Source organism: Siphonobacter aquaeclarae (assembly GCF_900103285.1).
GTDB classification, from domain to species: domain Bacteria; phylum Bacteroidota; class Bacteroidia; order Cytophagales; family Spirosomataceae; genus Siphonobacter; species Siphonobacter aquaeclarae.
In genome coordinates this window covers 277,924-295,860 of record NZ_FNGS01000006.1, presented here as the reverse complement: position 1 = coordinate 295,860, position 17,937 = coordinate 277,924, and the positions used below count along the sequence as shown (strand labels likewise).

At 55.4% G+C, this 17,937-nt stretch carries 9 protein-coding genes; 3 read left to right on the top strand and 6 right to left on the bottom strand.

The window, feature by feature from the left end; genetic code table 11:
- Positions 1 to 168 precede the first annotated feature (168 nt).
- Positions 169 to 1,743: a PQQ-dependent sugar dehydrogenase family protein gene (locus tag BLR09_RS17185; protein ID WP_093204962.1), complete on the top strand. Its 1,575-nt coding sequence runs from the start codon at positions 169 to 171 to the stop codon at positions 1,741 to 1,743.
- A 135-nt stretch (positions 1,744 to 1,878) separates the two neighbouring features.
- Here BLR09_RS17185 and BLR09_RS17180 read toward each other — a convergent pair whose 3' ends face one another.
- The 6 genes from BLR09_RS17180 to BLR09_RS17155 form a co-directional block, all read right to left on the bottom strand.
- Positions 1,879 to 2,391, bottom strand: a complete 513-nt coding sequence (locus tag BLR09_RS17180) for a hypothetical protein (protein WP_093204960.1) — start codon at positions 2,389 to 2,391, stop codon at positions 1,879 to 1,881.
- Positions 2,392 to 2,396: 5 nt separating this feature from the next.
- Positions 2,397 to 3,533 carry an efflux RND transporter periplasmic adaptor subunit gene (locus tag BLR09_RS17175; protein WP_093204957.1) on the bottom strand — a complete coding sequence of 379 codons (1,137 nt, stop codon included), beginning with the start codon at positions 3,531 to 3,533 and terminating at the stop codon, positions 2,397 to 2,399.
- A complete protein-coding gene (locus BLR09_RS17170; protein ID WP_093204956.1) occupies positions 3,530 to 6,760 on the bottom strand; it encodes an efflux RND transporter permease subunit in 3,231 nt (1,076 codons plus the stop codon). The genes BLR09_RS17175 and BLR09_RS17170 overlap by 4 nt, the downstream gene beginning before the upstream one ends.
- Before the next feature lie 15 nt (positions 6,761 to 6,775).
- The gene (locus BLR09_RS17165; RefSeq protein WP_093205349.1) at positions 6,776 to 8,167 is read right to left on the bottom strand and encodes a TolC family protein; all 1,392 of its coding nucleotides are present in this window, start codon (positions 8,165 to 8,167) and stop codon (positions 6,776 to 6,778) included.
- A gap of 206 nt (positions 8,168 to 8,373) precedes the next feature.
- A complete protein-coding gene (locus BLR09_RS17160; protein ID WP_093204953.1) occupies positions 8,374 to 9,516 on the bottom strand; it encodes a cysteine desulfurase family protein in 1,143 nt (380 codons plus the stop codon).
- Positions 9,517 to 9,606: 90 nt separating this feature from the next.
- Positions 9,607 to 10,548 (bottom strand): patatin-like phospholipase family protein, encoded by a 942-nt coding sequence (locus BLR09_RS17155; RefSeq protein WP_176785588.1) that lies wholly within the window; start codon positions 10,546 to 10,548, stop codon positions 9,607 to 9,609.
- 477 nt (positions 10,549 to 11,025) lie between these two features.
- Between BLR09_RS17155 and BLR09_RS17150 the strand changes: the two genes are divergently transcribed.
- Complete coding sequence (locus BLR09_RS17150; RefSeq protein WP_093204947.1) at positions 11,026 to 14,292, top strand: TonB-dependent receptor; 3,267 nt, start codon at positions 11,026 to 11,028, stop codon at positions 14,290 to 14,292.
- Between the two features lie 142 nt (positions 14,293 to 14,434).
- Positions 14,435 to 17,803 carry a TonB-dependent receptor gene (locus BLR09_RS17145; RefSeq protein ID WP_218126674.1) on the top strand — a complete coding sequence of 1,123 codons (3,369 nt, stop codon included), beginning with the start codon at positions 14,435 to 14,437 and terminating at the stop codon, positions 17,801 to 17,803.
- Positions 17,804 to 17,937 lie beyond the last annotated feature (134 nt).

Genomic DNA, 17,937 nt, shown 5'->3' with positions numbered 1-17,937 from the left:
GGGCGTCTGTTAAATTCCGCAGATAAATTTGTCTGAAATCGATATGACTGTCCGTCAGGAATTTATCATTTGTTCAAATCGCCTCCGGTATAAATCTTTTCTCACCTCCAATCCCCCGCCTCTTCCGTATATTTCGGCAGCCAGATGTTCCGCCAAACGATCTGACCGATGAAAAAACTCTTCCCAGCCATTCTTATCGTCCTCGGCGTGTGGTTTTTTGCCTGTGAAAACCCGTTCAAAGACGTCGTTTTTCAGTTCAAAGATCCGCTGACCAAGGCGACTGTCGCCCTCCAGTACTACAACGCCAACCAGGCGTCGAAAGAAAAATCCCCGAAAGGACTGACGATCAAGCTCGTAGGCCCGGATGCCGGACGTATCCGCAACCTGACCGGCGGCACGCTTATCAAGCCCAGCCAGGAAGGCCTGCTTGGGCTGGCCGTCGATCCGAATGCGCTTCCGACGGCGAATGATCCGGTGACGGTCTCCGTTCTTTCCGATGCGCCGGGGTACTACAGCAGGCTGTCGAACTACACGCTGACCAATGACGGAAAAATCGGCCAGTGGATTCCGCTTTTCAGTCCGACCGACCTGCCCGCGGGGGTGACCGCCGTACAGGAGGACGTGAAATCGTCTGACGACCTGACGCTCAGCACCACCGGTTCTGTCAGCGCCCGCTGCCAGCTACCGAAGGGGACGGCGCTGCGGGCAGCCGACAACGCCGCCGCTTCCGGCGAAACCCGTATTTCGCTGTATACATTTACAGGAGGGATGGCGACGAGTTTCCTGCCGGGGTATACCCAGTCGATTTACAATGCGGTAGACCGCAACAATAATAAGCTGTCTCCTTTTCTCTTTCAGGGATATGCGTTCGTCCAGTTAGAGGCCTTTACGACGAACGGACAGATCCTGACCGGTGCGGGGTCGCCGCTTCCGCTGACGGTCGTCATCCCGGACGGCATGCGCCATCCCGACGGAACATTCCTGAAAGAAGGGGAATTGATTCCGTTCTGGGGGTATGATCCGGTTCAGAAGCGCTGGGAGCAACTGGCCGACCAGAAACTTCAGAAAAACAGCCAGGGAAAGCTGTCGTTCAGCACGCAGGTAGCAACGCTCAGCTTTTATGCGCTTGCCGACACCCAGCCAATTTGCGAAAACGGACCGACGTTCAAATTCAATACGGATATTTCGGGGGTGGATATCAACTATTACGGTCGACTGATTGACGCTACCACCGGACAGGTTGTTTACGAGACCTTCCTCAACCTTAATAACGGCGCGTCCCGCAATTTTTCCGGGATGATCCGGCGGACGGTACGCCTGCAGGTATTCAAAGCCAATGATTATTATGGCGGCGACCGCACGACGCCCATCTATCAATCTGACCCGGTGGACTTGTGCGACGGCAAAACCATCGTCGCCACCATCAAATTCACGACGCCGCCGCCGAAGGTATCCGTCGAACTGAACATCAAATGCCCCGCCGGCAAGCAGGTAGACGAAAACCTGCTTCCCGCGCAGCTGTTTGTACAGTATAAATTTTCGGGAACCAATACCTGGGTCGACCTGATCACGATGACCCGCGAGGTACGGAAAGTAGCGTCCAACCGCCTCGAGCTCGGTAAACGTTATGCCTTCCGGGCCACGCCGAACCCGGCCGTGGGCTGGCCTTTTGTCCAGTCCGATACAACGCTGAAGCAGACGTTTTTTAAGTTGGATATAGAGTATGACGGGTTTTGCAGGTAATGCGCAGACGTCTCACTGCCCCCAAAGGGGTCGAACGCGAATAGCCTCGGGCAAATGCCCGGGGCTATGTGTAATCCCGGGACTCCGCCCCGGGTCAATAGCATTAGACCCCTCCGGGATCAGGCGCCTATACCCTCACTTCCCGCATCCCTCACACGCATCCACCAGCCGGTAGTTACCGCTACCGGTCACTTCCAGCCAGCTTCGCGAGGGCATTTCTTCCAGTAGCTTCTGCACACAGGCATTGCCGGCGAAACTGATACCGAGGTTCTTCCGGTTGAGGTAAAACAACTCTCCTTCCGGCGTCAGGCTGTAGTAGTAGTTGTTCCGCCATACCTCACCGAAAGAACTTTCCCGGTAGATCGTGACCTGCTTCTCCTGCAATACTTCGTAAATGACTCCCCGGTAAAGCCGGTAACGGTGTCCTTTGGCGTCTTTGTAGCCCCAGACTTCATTGGCAGGCCGGGTTTCCTTTTTACCGGAAACCGTCACCAGCTTAACCTGATAGGGATTCATTTTTACGTCGACCGAACGGTAATGGCCCTCCGGTCCGCTATCACGTGAGTCAGATGGAATGAGCGTCAATGTCTGCCGGGGCGAACACCCGGCCAGGCAGGCGGCAATCAGAAAGAGGATGCGGCCTTTCATAGCTTTTACTTTTTGCGTTGGATGGTCTGGCCGTCCCGGATTTCTTCGGAGGCCTTCTTTACGAGGATTTCACCGGCTTTCACATCGCCGAATACTTCCATCAGGCTGTCTGCGGGATTGCCGGTTTCAACGGGTACCCACTGAGCCTTGTCGCCGTTTACTTTGATGACGAATACTTTTTCGCTCGACGTCACCACAGCGCTCTTCGGTACAAACAGCGTTTTCTGTGTACGTTCTACCGGCAGCGTCACCTGGGCATACATGCCGGCTTTGAGTTCGCCGGAACGGTTGTCGATGTCAAATTCCGCCATCATCGAGCGTTTTGCTTCGATCAGGCTCTGGGCGCTGCGTGAGAATTTTCCGTGAAAGACCTTCTCCGGAATGGCATTGACCGTAAAGCCCACCGTACTTTTTCCCGACAACTGATTGGCATATACTTCCGGAATCGCCACCGTCAGACGGAGCGTCCGGTTATCCTGCAATACCAGCAACGGCAGGTTGCCGTCACCCGGTCCGACGAGCGCGCCGGGGCTGATATTCCGGTCGACGATCATGCCGTCAAACGGCGCCGTAATCGTGAGGTATTGTTTCAGATCCTGCCGGGTGCGGAGGTTGGCGCGGGCCGCTTCGACACTTTCTCTGGCGACGACAACGAGCGCGCTGTCGGAATCCATCCGCGAAAGCGCCTGGTCGATTTCATTCGCCGACACAGCGCCTTCCATCCGGTTCGTTTCCACCAGGCGACGGTAGGTCAGCCGGCTGGCTCTGTACTTCGCCTGCTGCTGGATCAGGTTGGCCTGCTGGGCCTGTACCTGCGCCTGCGCCTGGTTGACTTCTGAAAGTACTTCCGGCGCATCCAGCTCGATCAGTACCTGACCTTTGCGGACAAAGGAGCCGCGGTCTACTTTCACCGCCCGCGCAAAGCCTTTCACTTTGGCAAACAGATTGACTTTGTTCCAGGGCAGTAGTTCCCCCGGCAGCGAAACCTCGCGGCTGGGCTGGAGCGCCTGGATTTCCGCGACCTCCACTTGCGGGGCGGCGGCTTCTTTCTTGGGCTGTTGTTCACTCACAGCCGTCGTGCAGGCATTCAGCCCGGCCAGAGCCGGTACCATCAGCCAGTGAAGGGAAAGGGACCGTTTCATGCTTCTTCCAATACAGTTCGTTTGGTGTAATAGTTGCTTTCGGGATCTTCGGGATCGAGGGAGACGGATTGCAGCGAAGCCTTCTCCTGTACCCAGGCAAAGACGCAGGGCAGGATGAGCAGCGCCGCGAGCGTCGAGAAGATCAGCCCGCCGATGACCGCCTGCCCCAGCGGGGAAATCTGGTCGCCTCCCTCGCCCAGGCCGGAGGCCATGGGGAGCATACCGGCCACCATAGCGATACTCGTCATCAGGATCGGGCGAATCCGGCTGCCGGCCGCTAGGAGTACGGCTTTTCTCGCTTTTCCGAGCGACAACCGCAGGTTCTCCGCGTTTGTCACCATCAGAATCGCATTCGCAACCGACACCCCTACCGACATGATCAGACCCATGTAGGATTGCAGGTTGAGCGTCGCCCCGCAGGCCAGCAGCAGCATCAGCGAACCGGCTACTACCGCAGGTACGGCAGACAGAATCACGAGCGACAGCTTCAGCGACTGGTAGTTCGCGCTCAGCAGCAGGTAGATGATGACAATTGCGACAATCAGGCCGGTTTGAAGCCCGCCCAGCGTATCGGCCAGGAGCCGGGTTTGTCCGCGCATTTCGACGATCACGCCGCGGGGAGGTGTCCCCGCTTCTTTAATAACCTGTTCAACAGCCTTTTGCGCCGTACCCAGATCGGTATTATGGAGGTTGGCGTTGATGGTAACGAGGCGGTTCGGACCGGCACGATCATACTCTCCCGGCGCATATTCTTCCGAGAAATGAGCAACATCCGACAATACTGGCCGCATTTCACCCGGCCGCAACGGAATATTCCCGATGTCGTCTGCCGAGGTCATGAGGTATTCCGGAATCTGTACCTGAACCTGATAGGCCAGTCCTTTGGCATCGTCAAGCCAGAGGTTTTTGTCTGTAAACCGGCTGGAAGACGTCGCCGCTACCATCGATCGGGCTACCTGCGTGGACGTCACGCCGAGCTGGCCCGCCCGCTCACGGTCCATCGTCACCCGCAGTACCGGATACTTCAACGGCTGAGCGATCTGCACATCCCGGAGGAAAGGCAGCGCCTGCATTTTGTCTTTGATAAGGGTGGCGAAACGGCCGGCTTCCTTCAGATCTTTCGCCGCTACCGTCACTTCAATGGGCGTCGCCGATCCCTGGCTCATCATCTTGTCGGTGAGCTCCATCGGTTCGAAGGAAATCCGGGTATCAGGCAGTTTTTCCGCTATCCGGCGACGCAGTTCTTCCTTCAGGTTATCCATCTTCACATGGTAATCCTCCTTCAGTGATACCTGCATCACGGCCTCGTGCGGACCGGAGTTGAAGACGAAGATGTTGGACGTTCCGTAGCTCGACGGTACCGTACCGACATACGCCGAGGATATCTCCAGATTCTCCGGACCAACCGCCTCCTTGATAATATCGAGGACTTTCAGCGTTGCCGTTTCCGTCCGCTCTACCCGGGTACCGTCCGGCGTCCGTAACCGAAGCTGAAACTGGTGACTATTGGCATGCGGAAGAATATCTGTCCCGATAAACCGGAAAGCCGCAACAATGATCAGCACGCTCACCACGAGGTAGACCGATACCACCATCTTCCGGCGGGCTACCAGCTTTTCGAGGAAACGGGTATACCGGTGCTTGAAGCGCTCAAAACCTCCCTCCGGCTGATGCGGATGTTCGTCTTCATCAACCACGGCATGAATCTCCTCGCTGTCGAGCGCCAGCGTAGGCGCCTCGTGTTCCGGGTGCGATTTCAGCAGCCAGTTCGACAATACCGGTACCAGCGTCTGAGACAGCAGGAAGGAAGCGATCATCGCAAAACCTACTGACAGCGACAGCGGCAGAAACATTGACTTCGGTACTCCCGTCATCACAAACGCCGGGGCAAATACCGCCAGAATCGCGAGGAGAATCAGGAATTCCGGGAAGACTATTTCCTTGCACGCTTCCCAGATCGCCTGGGCTTTGGGTTTCCCCATTTCCAGGTGCTGGTGGATGTTTTCGATGGTTACCGTGGCCTGGTCGACCAGAATCCCCACCGCCAGCGCCAGTCCGGACAACGTCATGGTATTGATCGTCTGTCCGAATAACTGAAGCAGAATGACCGCAGAAAGTACCGAAATCGGAATCGTCAGTACCACGATGATCACGCTGCGCCAGTCCCTCAAAAAGAGCAGTACCATCAAACCGGTCAGCAATGCACCGAGGATACCTTCCGTTACGAGGCTTTTGAGGGCGTTGGTGACATACACAGACTGGTCAAACTCGTATGAAATCCTGACATCTTCCGGTACCGCATTCTGGATTTCAGGAAGCGCCTTTTTCAGGTTGCTTACTACTTCCAGCGTAGACGCGTCGGATTTTTTGACGACGGGGATATAGACCGCCCGTCGACCGTTTACCAGCGCATAGCTCACGGTAATATCGGCGCCGTCTTCCACCGTTCCGATGTCGCGGACAAAAACCGTCGGCCCGTGCCCGGTCCGGATCGGAATATTCAGGAAGTCTTCCGGCTTTTTGACGAGGGAATTGACAGGCGTCATCACCGCCTTGTCTCCCACACGGATATTACCTGCCGGCGACGGCTGGTTATTCGCCACAATAGCCTTGATGACTTCCTCCGGTGTCAGCTGATAGCTGCGGACCAGTTTCGGGTCGACACGCACGACGATCGTCCGCTGGTTTCCTCCGAAAGGCGGCGGGCTCGATACCCCTTCAATCCGGGAGAACATCGGCCGTACCCGCGACGAGGCATAATCCTGAATTTCGTTCAGCGAACGGGTAGCGCTTTCAAAAACCAGCTGACCTACCGGTACCGAGCTGGCGTCGAACCGGACTACCTGCGGCGGTACCGTCCCCTCAGGCATATACGCCTTGGCACGGGACACGTTGTTGGCGACCTCCGCGGCCGCCTGCGCCATGTCCGTTCCCGGATAAAACTGAAGCTTGATCAGAGAAAGCCCCTGAATGGTCTTGACTTCTACGTCCCGTATACCGGATACGTACAGAAAGTGGTCCTGGTACCGCGTAGCGATGAAGCCGTCCATTTGGTCGGGCGCCATCCCCCCGTACGGCTGCACAACGTAGATCGTCGGCAGGTCGAGGTTCGGGAAGATATCAACCGGGATGGTTCGCAGCGACAGAACCGAAAAGAAAAGGATACCCACGACAACGACGACAATCGAAATCGGCTTCCGTAGGGCAGATCGAATGATATTGTACATAGCGGATTCGGGCGATTACGGTGTCTGACGGAGAAAAAGGGACAGGTCGCCTTCAGCGGCAGCGATAGCCAGCAGCGACCGCCAGGCATTGCTGTTGGCGACGTAGCTGTCGATCTCTGCCCGGTTGAGCGTCAGCAGACTCTGAATGAGCGTCGGCAGATCGGCAAGGCCGTTCTGGTACCGGGAGCGCGCCTGGTTATACGCCTGACGCGCCGCCTGCAACTGAACCGGCGCCTGCTGGGCCTGTTCCAACGCAGCCGAAAACTGGGCTTCGGCTTCCTTGTGCTGACGCTGGATGCGGTTTTGCTGGTCGTTCACCAAAAATTGAAAACGCTCAGCCTGAGCAAGTTCACTATGATATTCTCTCCGGATTCGCAGGGCCGTCGTCAGATTCCAGCGGGCCGCAACACCGAAAAGGTAGTTGCCAACCTGGTATTTGATACCTGACGAGAGGTCGGTATGGTACACGTCCCCATTGTTCTGCACGCCGGAGCCTCTTGCCCACCCTGCGCCCACCAGCGCGATGATCGGACGGGCAGAATGCTGGACAGCGCTGCTCCGGGCTGTGGCCCAGTCGACCTGGCTCCGGAAAAACGCCAGCGTCGGGTGCCGCAGAAAGGCACTGTCCGGCGACGACGGCGATACCGGCAGGGAAGTGTAAAACCGGAGGCTGTCTACTCCCAGGTTATCCCGGACTACGCCGGTCAGTTCCGAGAGCCGAAGGCGCTGTACCTGCTCGCGCTGACGGCTGTCGGCCAGCAGAATCCGCGCCCGGGAAGCTTCTGCCGCTGCCAGGGAGCTGTCTACCCCCGGCCGCATACCCGAACGGACGCCCGAATCGACCACCTGCTTGAATGTCAGGGCACGGTCCAGGTTCCGTTGCTGCAACTCAGTCAGTTTCTGGTTGATGAGCAGGGTGAGGTAAGCATCAACGATGCGTACCCGGTGCTGAAAGAGTTCGTTGGCGTAGTCTTCTTCGCTGCGGCGGATATCGGCTTCGGCGGCTTTTACCGCTGTCCGGACCCGGCCGAAGTTGAAGACGCGCCATTCGGCAACCGCCGAGGTGAAGCTTCCGAAGACCCCGTCGTAATTGTTATCGGGGCGTACTCCGCCGGAAATGGCGATGTTGGTTCCCTCCGAATTGAAGACGGAACCGGTAATGCTGTTGTTCGTAGCGTAATTATACTGATGCTGGAACGTGATAACCGGGAGCCGCTCGGTTTCGGCAGCCGACAAGCGTTCCTGCGCACTCCGGATTTCGGATTGCTTGGATTTCAAAAAGGGAAAGCGCGTCGTTCCCTGTTCCAATACCTGCTGGAGATTTTGCACCTGGGCGTAGCCCGGCGCCCCCAGCAGCATCAGCGCTACGACTACTTTGGGTGATCTGTTTCCTGAAATCAATCTCATACGCATCCGTCGGTTTTCGATCGACGGCTACAAAACACGTAGTCAATTTTGGAGACATTTGGGAATTGGGCCGTTCCAGCCAATGATCCGGAAGCTTTTCTTTCGTTTGGGAAAATATTTCAACGGTTCTTTTACCGGAAGACATAAAAAAACAGCCTTTCCATTTCGGGAAAGGCTGCCGGACTAAATGCGTATAGAGACGAACGTCAGACAACGGCGCCGACGATTGTCGTCAGCTTCGCAACCACTTCGTCGATTTCTTCTGCAGTATTGTATTTGGAGAATGAGAACCGCGCCGATGGCCGGGACGGATCCGCCTTCAATGCCGTCAGCACATGCGAACCTACATCCGAACCGCTGCTGCACGCCGAACCGCCGGAGGCTGATACCCCTTCGATATCCAGGTTGAAAAGCAGCATTTCGCTGTCGGCTGATGGCGGGAAGCTCACATTCAGTACCGTATACAGGCTTCCTTCGACGTTTTCAGAATCACCGTTGAAACGTACGTCCGGAATGGCTTCCTTCAGGCGTTCGATCATGCGGGTTTTGAGGCCCTTGATGTAGCGCTGGTGCTCGTCCATTTCTGAATAGGCGATTTCGAGCGCTTTGGCCAGGCCGACGATGCCGTAAACGTTTTCCGTTCCGCCGCGCATGTTCCGCTCCTGCGCGCCGCCGTGGATGAATGGCGGAATCCGCGTTCCAGCCTGCAGGTACATGAATCCTACGCCCTTCGGACCGTGGAATTTATGCGCCGCACCCACAATGAAATGCGTTTTCAGATGCTGAAGATCATGCCGGTAGTGGCCCATCGTCTGGACGGTATCCGAATGAAACAGCGCGCCGTGCTCGGCGGCCAGGTGACCGACCCGCTCGAGGTCGAGCAGGTTAGCGATTTCATTATTCCCGTGCATCAGCGAAATCAGGGTATTCGGGTTGTTACGCAGCAGCTCTTCAAGGTGCGCGTAATTCACAAATCCCTTTTCATCGAGTTCGACGAGGGATACCTTCACCAGCCCGCGTTTCTCCAGCGATTCTGCCGTGTGGAGTACCGCGTGGTGTTCCAGCGGAGACGTAATGATATGCGTAACCCCTTTGGCAAGTACCGAATTTGTCAGAACCGTATTGTCGGCCTCGGTACCTCCTGAGGTAAAGAAAATCTCGGAGGGAGACGTATTCAGTAATTCGGCCACTTTCTTACGGGCCTTTTCGATCGCCGAACGGACTACACGGCCGTGGCCGTGAATAGAGGAAGGGTTCCCGAACTGCTCCCGCATCAACGGAAGCATTTCCTCGAGCACCTGGGGGTCCAATGGTGTCGTGGCAGCGTTGTCGAGATAAATTCGTTTCATAAGGTCTCCCCGGAAAGAATGTTTGCTGATAAAGTGCAAAGATAGCGGTTTTCCGGCGTTTTTACGGGGTGACAGATGGCGAGTACCTACTTACACCGTCAGCGGTGTGAGTACTTCCCGGCCCCGCTGGTAACCTACTGTTGTGAGACGGATAATATCGTCCGTATCAAACTCCTGAATATCAATCGCCAGCGGGTTTTGCGGACGGATGATCGTGAGCTTCATCCGGCGTTTGCCCTTAAGTGGTCCGAAGGCGATGGGGCTGCCGTCTTCCGGTGCCATTTCGTTGATGAGTTCAGCCCAGTCCAGGTCGCTGTTGAGGGTTTCGTTGACGGCGATGTCCATGACGCGGTCGACCAGCGCCAGCAGGTTTCCATAGTGAAACGACTGACCGTCCAGATCTTTCGGATGGCAGGCTATGCAGACGATTTCGGTGGCGCCATCAGCAATAGCCCTGCGCAGCGGCGCAACTTCCCGCAGGCCGCCATCGAGGTACGGCAGCTTTTCATTTCCACCGATTTTGACAACTGGCATCAGGATGGGGATCGCGCTGCTGGCGAGTACATAATCGAAAAAATGTGGAAAGTTCGGGTCGGCATAGACAATACGGCCGTCGGTAATATCAACAGCGCCGACGCGGAGGTCTACCGGGCTGTTTTGCAGGTTTCGGAGGGAAATACTGGCGTAAAGCAAATCCCGGAGCGGCGAAGTATCAAGCAGTCCGTCAAAATTACGGCGAATGGCACTCAGCCCCAGTTCGTAGGTACCCCGGCGTACGGCGAGGCTTTCCGGCATGCTGATGTGTTCGCGCCAGAAGTCACAGAGGGCGTTGGCGGCGGCGGGGAAGTTGATTTTTCCGGCGTCCCGGTAATGCCGTCCGAACTCGTTGACGAGGTAGGCCGCGTTCATGGCGCCTGCCGAGATTCCGTAAACGGCGTCGGGGGCGAAACCCGACTCGAAAACGGCCCGGATGGCGCCGGCCTGGAAAGCACCTTTGACAGACCCTCCTGCCAGCACGAGTATTTTCTTCATAATCCTGACTGTTCGTTTCGCAAGATAGCGGGGAAATAGCTTTTCGCAAGGACTGAAAAAGCCCGGACGATGGAGGCCGCAACGTTCTTCCCGGCTCCGCTGGTCCATTTATTTTATAGGGAATATCGGCTAAAGGTTAATGACTGCCTGCATCCGGAAGCAGCAGACCTATGTCGGAAAATACTTTTTCAGAATCTTTCAAAAGTAATGGCAGGCACGGGGATAATTTTTCAGGCTGTATCAAAATAGTACAATCGAATAGACCTATGTGAGTTAACGATTATTTAACATACCCCAAATTGTTCTATTTCAATACAAAACAAGGCTTTTTCTATAAATCAGGTAATTACTGAATTATTTTAGAATAGATGTCGTAACATACAGCTTGGCAGAAGTCAAAATCCTCTGTTTCTTTGCGGCAGAATTTTTACGGAGGTGTAACGCCAAAGTTCAATTTCAAACTAAATTCCAAACTTTATGATGAGGCAAATTTTACCAATCACGCGTGTACTGGGTATTGCGCTGGTGCTGGCACTGGCCTGTGTCGGCTACCGGGCGGATGCGCAGGTTACGACATCGTCCATCGTGGGCCGTATCACGGACACCAAGGGCGAGGCTTTGCCGGGTGCTACCGTCAAGGCCATTCACGAACCGACGGGAACCGTGTACGGTACCGTTACCCGCGACAATGGTCAGTACACGTTACCTAACCTGAGAGTAGGTGGCCCTTATTCCGTCACGATCTCGTACGTCGGAATGACCCCCAAAAAACTGACGGATCTGGTGGTTACCCTCGGTACGCCCCTCTCCCTCAACGTTGCCCTTGAAAACAATGCAGCCAACCTGCAGGAAGTAACAGTAACGGCTGAAAAAGGCGGCGTGATCAGTTCACTTCGCAACGGTGCTTCTACCTTTATCTCACTGCGCCAGATGCAGGCTCTGCCGACCATCAACCGGAGTGTGCAGGATTTTGTCCGGATGACTCCGCAGGCGAACACGGCAGGTAACGGCGTATCCTTCGGCGGTCAGAATAACCGGTACAACCAGTTCACGATCGACGGCGCCAACGCCAGCGACGGTTTCGGCCTGACGGCCAGCGGCACCAACGGCGGCCAGGCGAACGTGAACCCGATCTCCATCGAAACGATCCAGGAAATGCAGGTGGTACTGTCTCCGTACGACGTCACTCAGGGCGGTTTCACCGGCGGCGGTATCAACGCCGTTACGAAGAGCGGTACGAATAAATTCCACGGCTCGGCCTATGGCCAGTTCCAGAACGAAAACTTCGTCGGAAAGAGCCAGAAGTATAACGACGTTGTAACCCGGAATGCATATCCGGCTTTCAAGAACAAAACTTACGGTGCAAGCCTCGGCGGCGCGATCATCAAGAACAAACTGTTCTTCTATGTCAACGCCGAACGCTTTGAAAAATCCACCCCGCTGGCTTTTGACCCGACGGTTGCCGGTTCAGGCTCCAAGGTAAATCCCGCGACGCTGGAAACGCTCCGCCAGTTCATGATCAATACCTGGAAATACGATCCGGGTTCATATGGCGCCATCAACAACGAAAACAAATCCACGTCTGTTTTTGCGCGTATCGACTGGAACATCAACGAGAAGAATACCCTGACGATCCGTCACAACTACGTGGACGGAAGCAACGATGTACTCAGCCGGACGGCTACTTCTGTACCGTTCTCGAACACCGGTTACCGCTTCTTCAGCAAGAGCAACTCGACGGTCGTTGAATTGAACAGCAACATTTCTTCGAAGTTCTCGAACGTATTCCGTCTGACTTACAACCAGATCCGCGACAAACGCGCCAGTAAGTTCTTCCCCGGCCTGACGATCAACAGCTACGACACCCTGTCCAAGGCTTCGATTACTTACAACCTGGGTTCAGAGAACTCTTCACAGGCCAACAGCCTCGATCAGGACATCTTCACGATTACAGATAACTTCACCGTCTATTCCGGCAAGCATACCTTTACCTTCGGAACGAACAACGAATTCTTCAATAGCAAGAACGTTTTCCTCCAGGGATACTACGGTAACTATACCTACAACGCGGCCAATACAAACAGCCCGCTGGGTATTGCCAACTTCATGGCTAACACCGGTCTGACCTCCTACAACGTCGGCTACTCAACGAGCTCCGATCCGTCTGACAAGGCTGCTGCTAAGTTGAATGCCGCTCAGTTCAGCGTTTATGGTCAGGATGTATGGTCTGCGACCAACCGCCTGAAAGTAACGCTCGGTCTCCGCATCGACATGCCGGTATTCTTCAACAAGCCGGCTGAAAACCCGGCCGTAGCGGCTGCCTTCCCGGGTTATGCCACGAACCAGATGCCGAAAGCCCGTCCGCTGTTCTCCCCCCGTGTAGGTTTCAACTGGGATGTAAACGGCGATGCCGTCACCCAGCTCCGCGGTGGCGCCGGTCTGTTCACGGGTCGTGTTCCGTTTGTTTGGATTTCCAACCAGATGTCCAACACGGGTGTAACGAACATCAACTACTCTGTTTCGAATGCCAACGGTATTCCGAACATCAAGTACAACTTCGACCCGAACGATGCACACGCCGGTGCTTATATCCCGACCAGCGTAACGGCTGCTCCTCCGGTGATCAACGTTATCGACAAAAACTTCAAGTTCCCGCAGGTATTCCGTGCCAACCTCGCTGTTGACCGCAAACTGGGTATCTGGGGTCTCGTCGGAACGCTCGAGGCGATCTACACCAAGACGCTCAACAACGCCAACTACGAAAACCTCAACCTGAGCGCCAACGGCGAAAGTACGGTTGCCCTCGGCCCCACCTCCCGCCCGCTCTGGACGAAGCGTGTAACGACGGCCTTCACGGATGTTATCCGTCTGAAGAATACCGACAAGGGTTACAGCTACAGCTTCACAGCACAACTTCAGAAGCCGTATGACCGTGGTTGGTCAGGTATGCTTGCTTATACCTACGGCGGCACGAAGTCTCTCACCGACCTGACGAGTTCCGTAGCTTACTCTAACTGGCGTTTTGCTTATGCGACGAACGGTCTCAACCGCCTGGATCTCGCCAACTCAAACTTCGACATGGGTTCCCGGATCATCGGTAACATCAGCAAGGAGTTTAAGTGGTCCAAGAACCTTGCAACCATCATCACGCTGATTTACACCGGCCAGTCCGGCCAACGGATGTCCTACCTGTACAACCGTACGATCACGGGTGACGACATCACCGGTCTGACCTCCAACACGATGGCCTACCTGCCCGCCAGCGCGGCAGAAGCCAACTTCGCTGACATCAGCGGCGGTGCTACGGCAGCTCAGCAGTGGGACGATTTCCAGAAGTTTGCCAACGCCAACAAGTACATCAAGGACAACATGGGTAAGAACTCTGTCCGCAACGGTGACCGCCTGCCCTGGGAAAACCACTTCGATCTCCGCATCGCGCAGGACTTCGTCTTCGGCCAGCACAAACTTCAGGTCTTCTTCGATGTACTCAACGTCGGAAATCTCCTGAACAAGGATTGGGGACGTGCCTATGCACTCACCAACCAGTCGGTTAACCTGTTCTCCGTACTGACCTCCGGCAACCAGAAGCAGAACGGTACGGCCTTCACGCCGACTGCTGCCAAGCCGGCCCTTCAGTTCAACATCAACAACATGAACAACATCGAAGGTACGTTCCGGCCTTACACGGTGAGCGATTTCGCTTCCCGCTGGAACTCCCAACTCGGTGCCCGGTATTCTTTCTGATCCGGTTCATGAATGCCAAAAGCCCGACTCTTTCTTCTGAAAGGGTTGGGCTTTTTTAGTTGACAACAAGCTTTTATTTTAGCATTCCAACTCTGCCCCGAATTATCTTCCCTTATCTCCTAAAAAAACCAAATCAAAACCTGTGAAATTTCTACTTTTACCAAATTTGAGGCTCTCCCGGCTTTGGGGGACGCTCTTCATCCTTCTGCTGGCCGCCTGCGGCGCTTCCGCGCAGGTAACTTCTTCCTCCCTCTCGGGCTTTGTGACGGATAGCAAAGGCACCGGCCTGCCAGGCGCAACTGTCGTTGCCGTCCACGTCCCGTCCGGTACGCGGTATGGGACTGTCACCAACAACACCGGCCGGTATGCCATCCCGGGCGTACGGGTCGGCGGGCCGTACAAAATCACGGTTACCTTCGTCGGCTTCAGGGAAAAAACGGAAGAGGAAATTTACACGAGCCTGGGTACGGCGACAAACATTGACGTCACCCTGACGGACGACAGCCAGCAACTCTCCGAAGTGGTGATTTCTGCTACCAACAGCGGGATCTTCAGCTCCAACCGGACCGGTGCGGCAACAACCCTCGGCCGCGATGCGCTCAACAAACTCCCGACGATCGGGCGTACGCTCAACGACCTCACGAAGTACAACGCCTACAGCAACGGGCGGTCGTTCGGCGGGCAGGACAGCCGGTTTAACAACTTCACGATCGACGGCTCCGTTTTCAACAACGGGTTCGGCCTCGGAACAGACGCCTCTGCCGGCGGACGGACAGGTACCTCGGCTATTTCCCTCGATGCCCTCGAAGAAGTACAGATCAACATCGCGCCGTATGACATCCGGCAATCGGGTTTTGCCGGCGCAGGTATCAACGCCGTGACGCGATCCGGTACCAACGAGTTTACGGGTTCAGCCTATCATTTTTTCAAGAATGACGGGCTGATCGGGAAGAAAGCCGACGGACAGAAGGTTTCCGTCAAGTTCAACGAAAAGACCTATGGTTTCCGCCTGGGTGGTCCGATTATCAAGGACAAACTGTTCTTCTTTGTCAACGGGGAAATGGTGAACCGCTCGGCGCCGGCGCTCGACTTCGTCGCCAACCGCGGTCAGACCGGACAAACGAACGTTTCCAGGACCTCTGCCGCAGACCTGCAGGATCTCTCCGCGTTCATGAAGCAGAACTTCAACTACGACATCGGAGCGATCGACCAGTACAACAACGAGATCGAGAGCAAGAAATTCCTCGTTCGCCTGGACTACAACCTGAACGACAAAAACAAACTGACCCTTCGCTACTCGCACCACGATTCGGAGTCGGACCAGATCGTCAGCAACTCCAACAGTTCGAGCACCGCTGGTTCCGGCAGCCGGAACAACCTGCTTTCCGCGATTTCGGCGCAGAATACCGGGTACAAAATCATGGACAATACCCGTTCGTTTGTAGCCGAGTGGAACTCCACCATCAGCTCGAAGCTGTCGAACAACCTCATCGGAACGTTCAACAAGCAGATCGAAGACCGGAAGTACCGCACGGGCGTATTCCCGACCATCGATATCCTCGACGGAACGGCAACGACAACCGGTACGACGACCTATACCTCCATCGGTTTTGATCCGTTTACGCCGAACAACCGGCTGGACTACTCGACGTTCAACCTGACGGACAACCTGACCTACTACGCCGGCAAGCATACCCTGACTTTCGGCGCGGCATATGAACACTTCAAGTCGAATAACCTGTTCTTCTACGCGTCGAACGGGGTATGGACGTTTAATTCCATCGACGATTTCAAGAAAGCAGCCCTGGCCTACCTCGCCGATCCGAACCTGACGGTTTCTCCGGTCAACATCGTTCGGTTTAACTACCGCTATTCCCTGCTCCCCAACAATGCTCTCCCCTGGCAAACGCTGAAGGTATCTACCTACAGCGCCTATGCCCAGGATGAATTCCAGGCCACGAAAGACTTCAAGCTCACGCTCGGCGTACGGGGGGATATCGTTGCGATCGGCAATACGTCGAAAGACTATGAAAACCCCATTGTAGGCGCCATGACCTTCAAAGCGCCGGATGGCAGCGACTACAAGGTCAATACAGGTGCTTTCCCGAAATCGAAGGTATACCTGTCTCCGCGTCTGGGCTTCAACTGGGATGTTAAAGGAGATAAAACGACGCAAATCCGCGGCGGTACCGGTCTGTTCCTCAGCCGAATCCCCTATGTACTTATTTCCAACCAGCTCGGTAACAACGGCGTGAACATTGGCCTCGTGAATGCGACGCAGTCGACGTCCACCAATGCAAACAACTACCCCTTCACGCTGGACCCGAGCAAGTACACACCGCCCACAACAGATCTGTCCAAGATCACCGGCTACAACATCAATGCCAACGATCCCAACCTGCGCTTCCCGCAGATCTGGAAAACCAACCTGGCCATCGACCAGAAGTTGCCCGGCGGTCTGATTGCCACTGCGGAAGTCATTTACAACAAGGCCTACAACTCGCTGCAGTATATTGATGTCAACCTGAAGTCGGCGTCCGCCAACTTCACCGGCATAGATACCCGCGCCCGGTACCCGAAGAGCGTCAACAACGCCTCTACGTTTGTCAACACGACGATTGGAAACTCGTACATCCTGACGAATACCAACAAAGGCTACTCCGCATCCATCACCGGAAAAATCGAAAAACCGGCGATGAAAGGACTGGGCGGGATGATCGGCTACACCTATGCGGTTGCGAAGGATATGGCAAGCGTAGGCTCGACGGTGGACGCTACTACGCCGACTACCGGCGGAGTGAACTACCTGTCGGAAGCCTGGTCGAACAACGACCTCCGTCACCGGTTTGTCGGCTACGTCAGCTACCGTTTCCTGTATGGCGGGGAATTTGGCGGTTCGACAACGGTTACACTCGGCGGAACGTCGGCCAGCGGCTCGAAGCTTTCCTATGTATACTCCAGCGACATGAACGGCGACGGACAAACGAACGATCTGATTTATGTGCCGAACAAGGGCTCTGATCTGACCTTTACGTCCTACACCGCGAGCGGCGTCACGTACACGCCCGAACAGCAGGCAGCGGCGTTCGATCAGTACATCGACAACAACCCTTACCTGAAAACCCGTCGCGGCAAGTATGCCGAGCGAAACGGCGGCGCTTTTCCCTGGTTAACCCGCTTTGACCTGGCCGTTGTGCAGGAGTTTTACATCAAGCCGGCAAAGGGCAAGAAGCATACCCTTCAGCTCCGCGCGGATATCTACAACTTCGGCAACATGCTGAACAATTCCTGGGGTGTCGGCAATGTCCGGACGGCTCCGTTGTCGATCAACTCACCGGCATCCGCACCGCTCGTACTCACGGGCGTCACCGCTGCCGGCGTACCGACCTACCGGATGAATACCCAGCTGGTTGACAGCAAAAACGTACTGCTGAAAGACTCGTTTGTCAAGTCAGCGACGATTGACGACGTGTATCAGGTACAGTTGGGGGTACGGTATATTTTTAACTAGTCTACCGGACGTTTTCAATACCACTCCGGCGGCCTTCGGGTCGCCGGAGTTTTTTGTTTCCGAACAAGTGTTTTTGTTAAGAAAATTTAACGCCGGGCTATCTTGATTCTGCCTCCCGGCAGAGCTAATTTGAA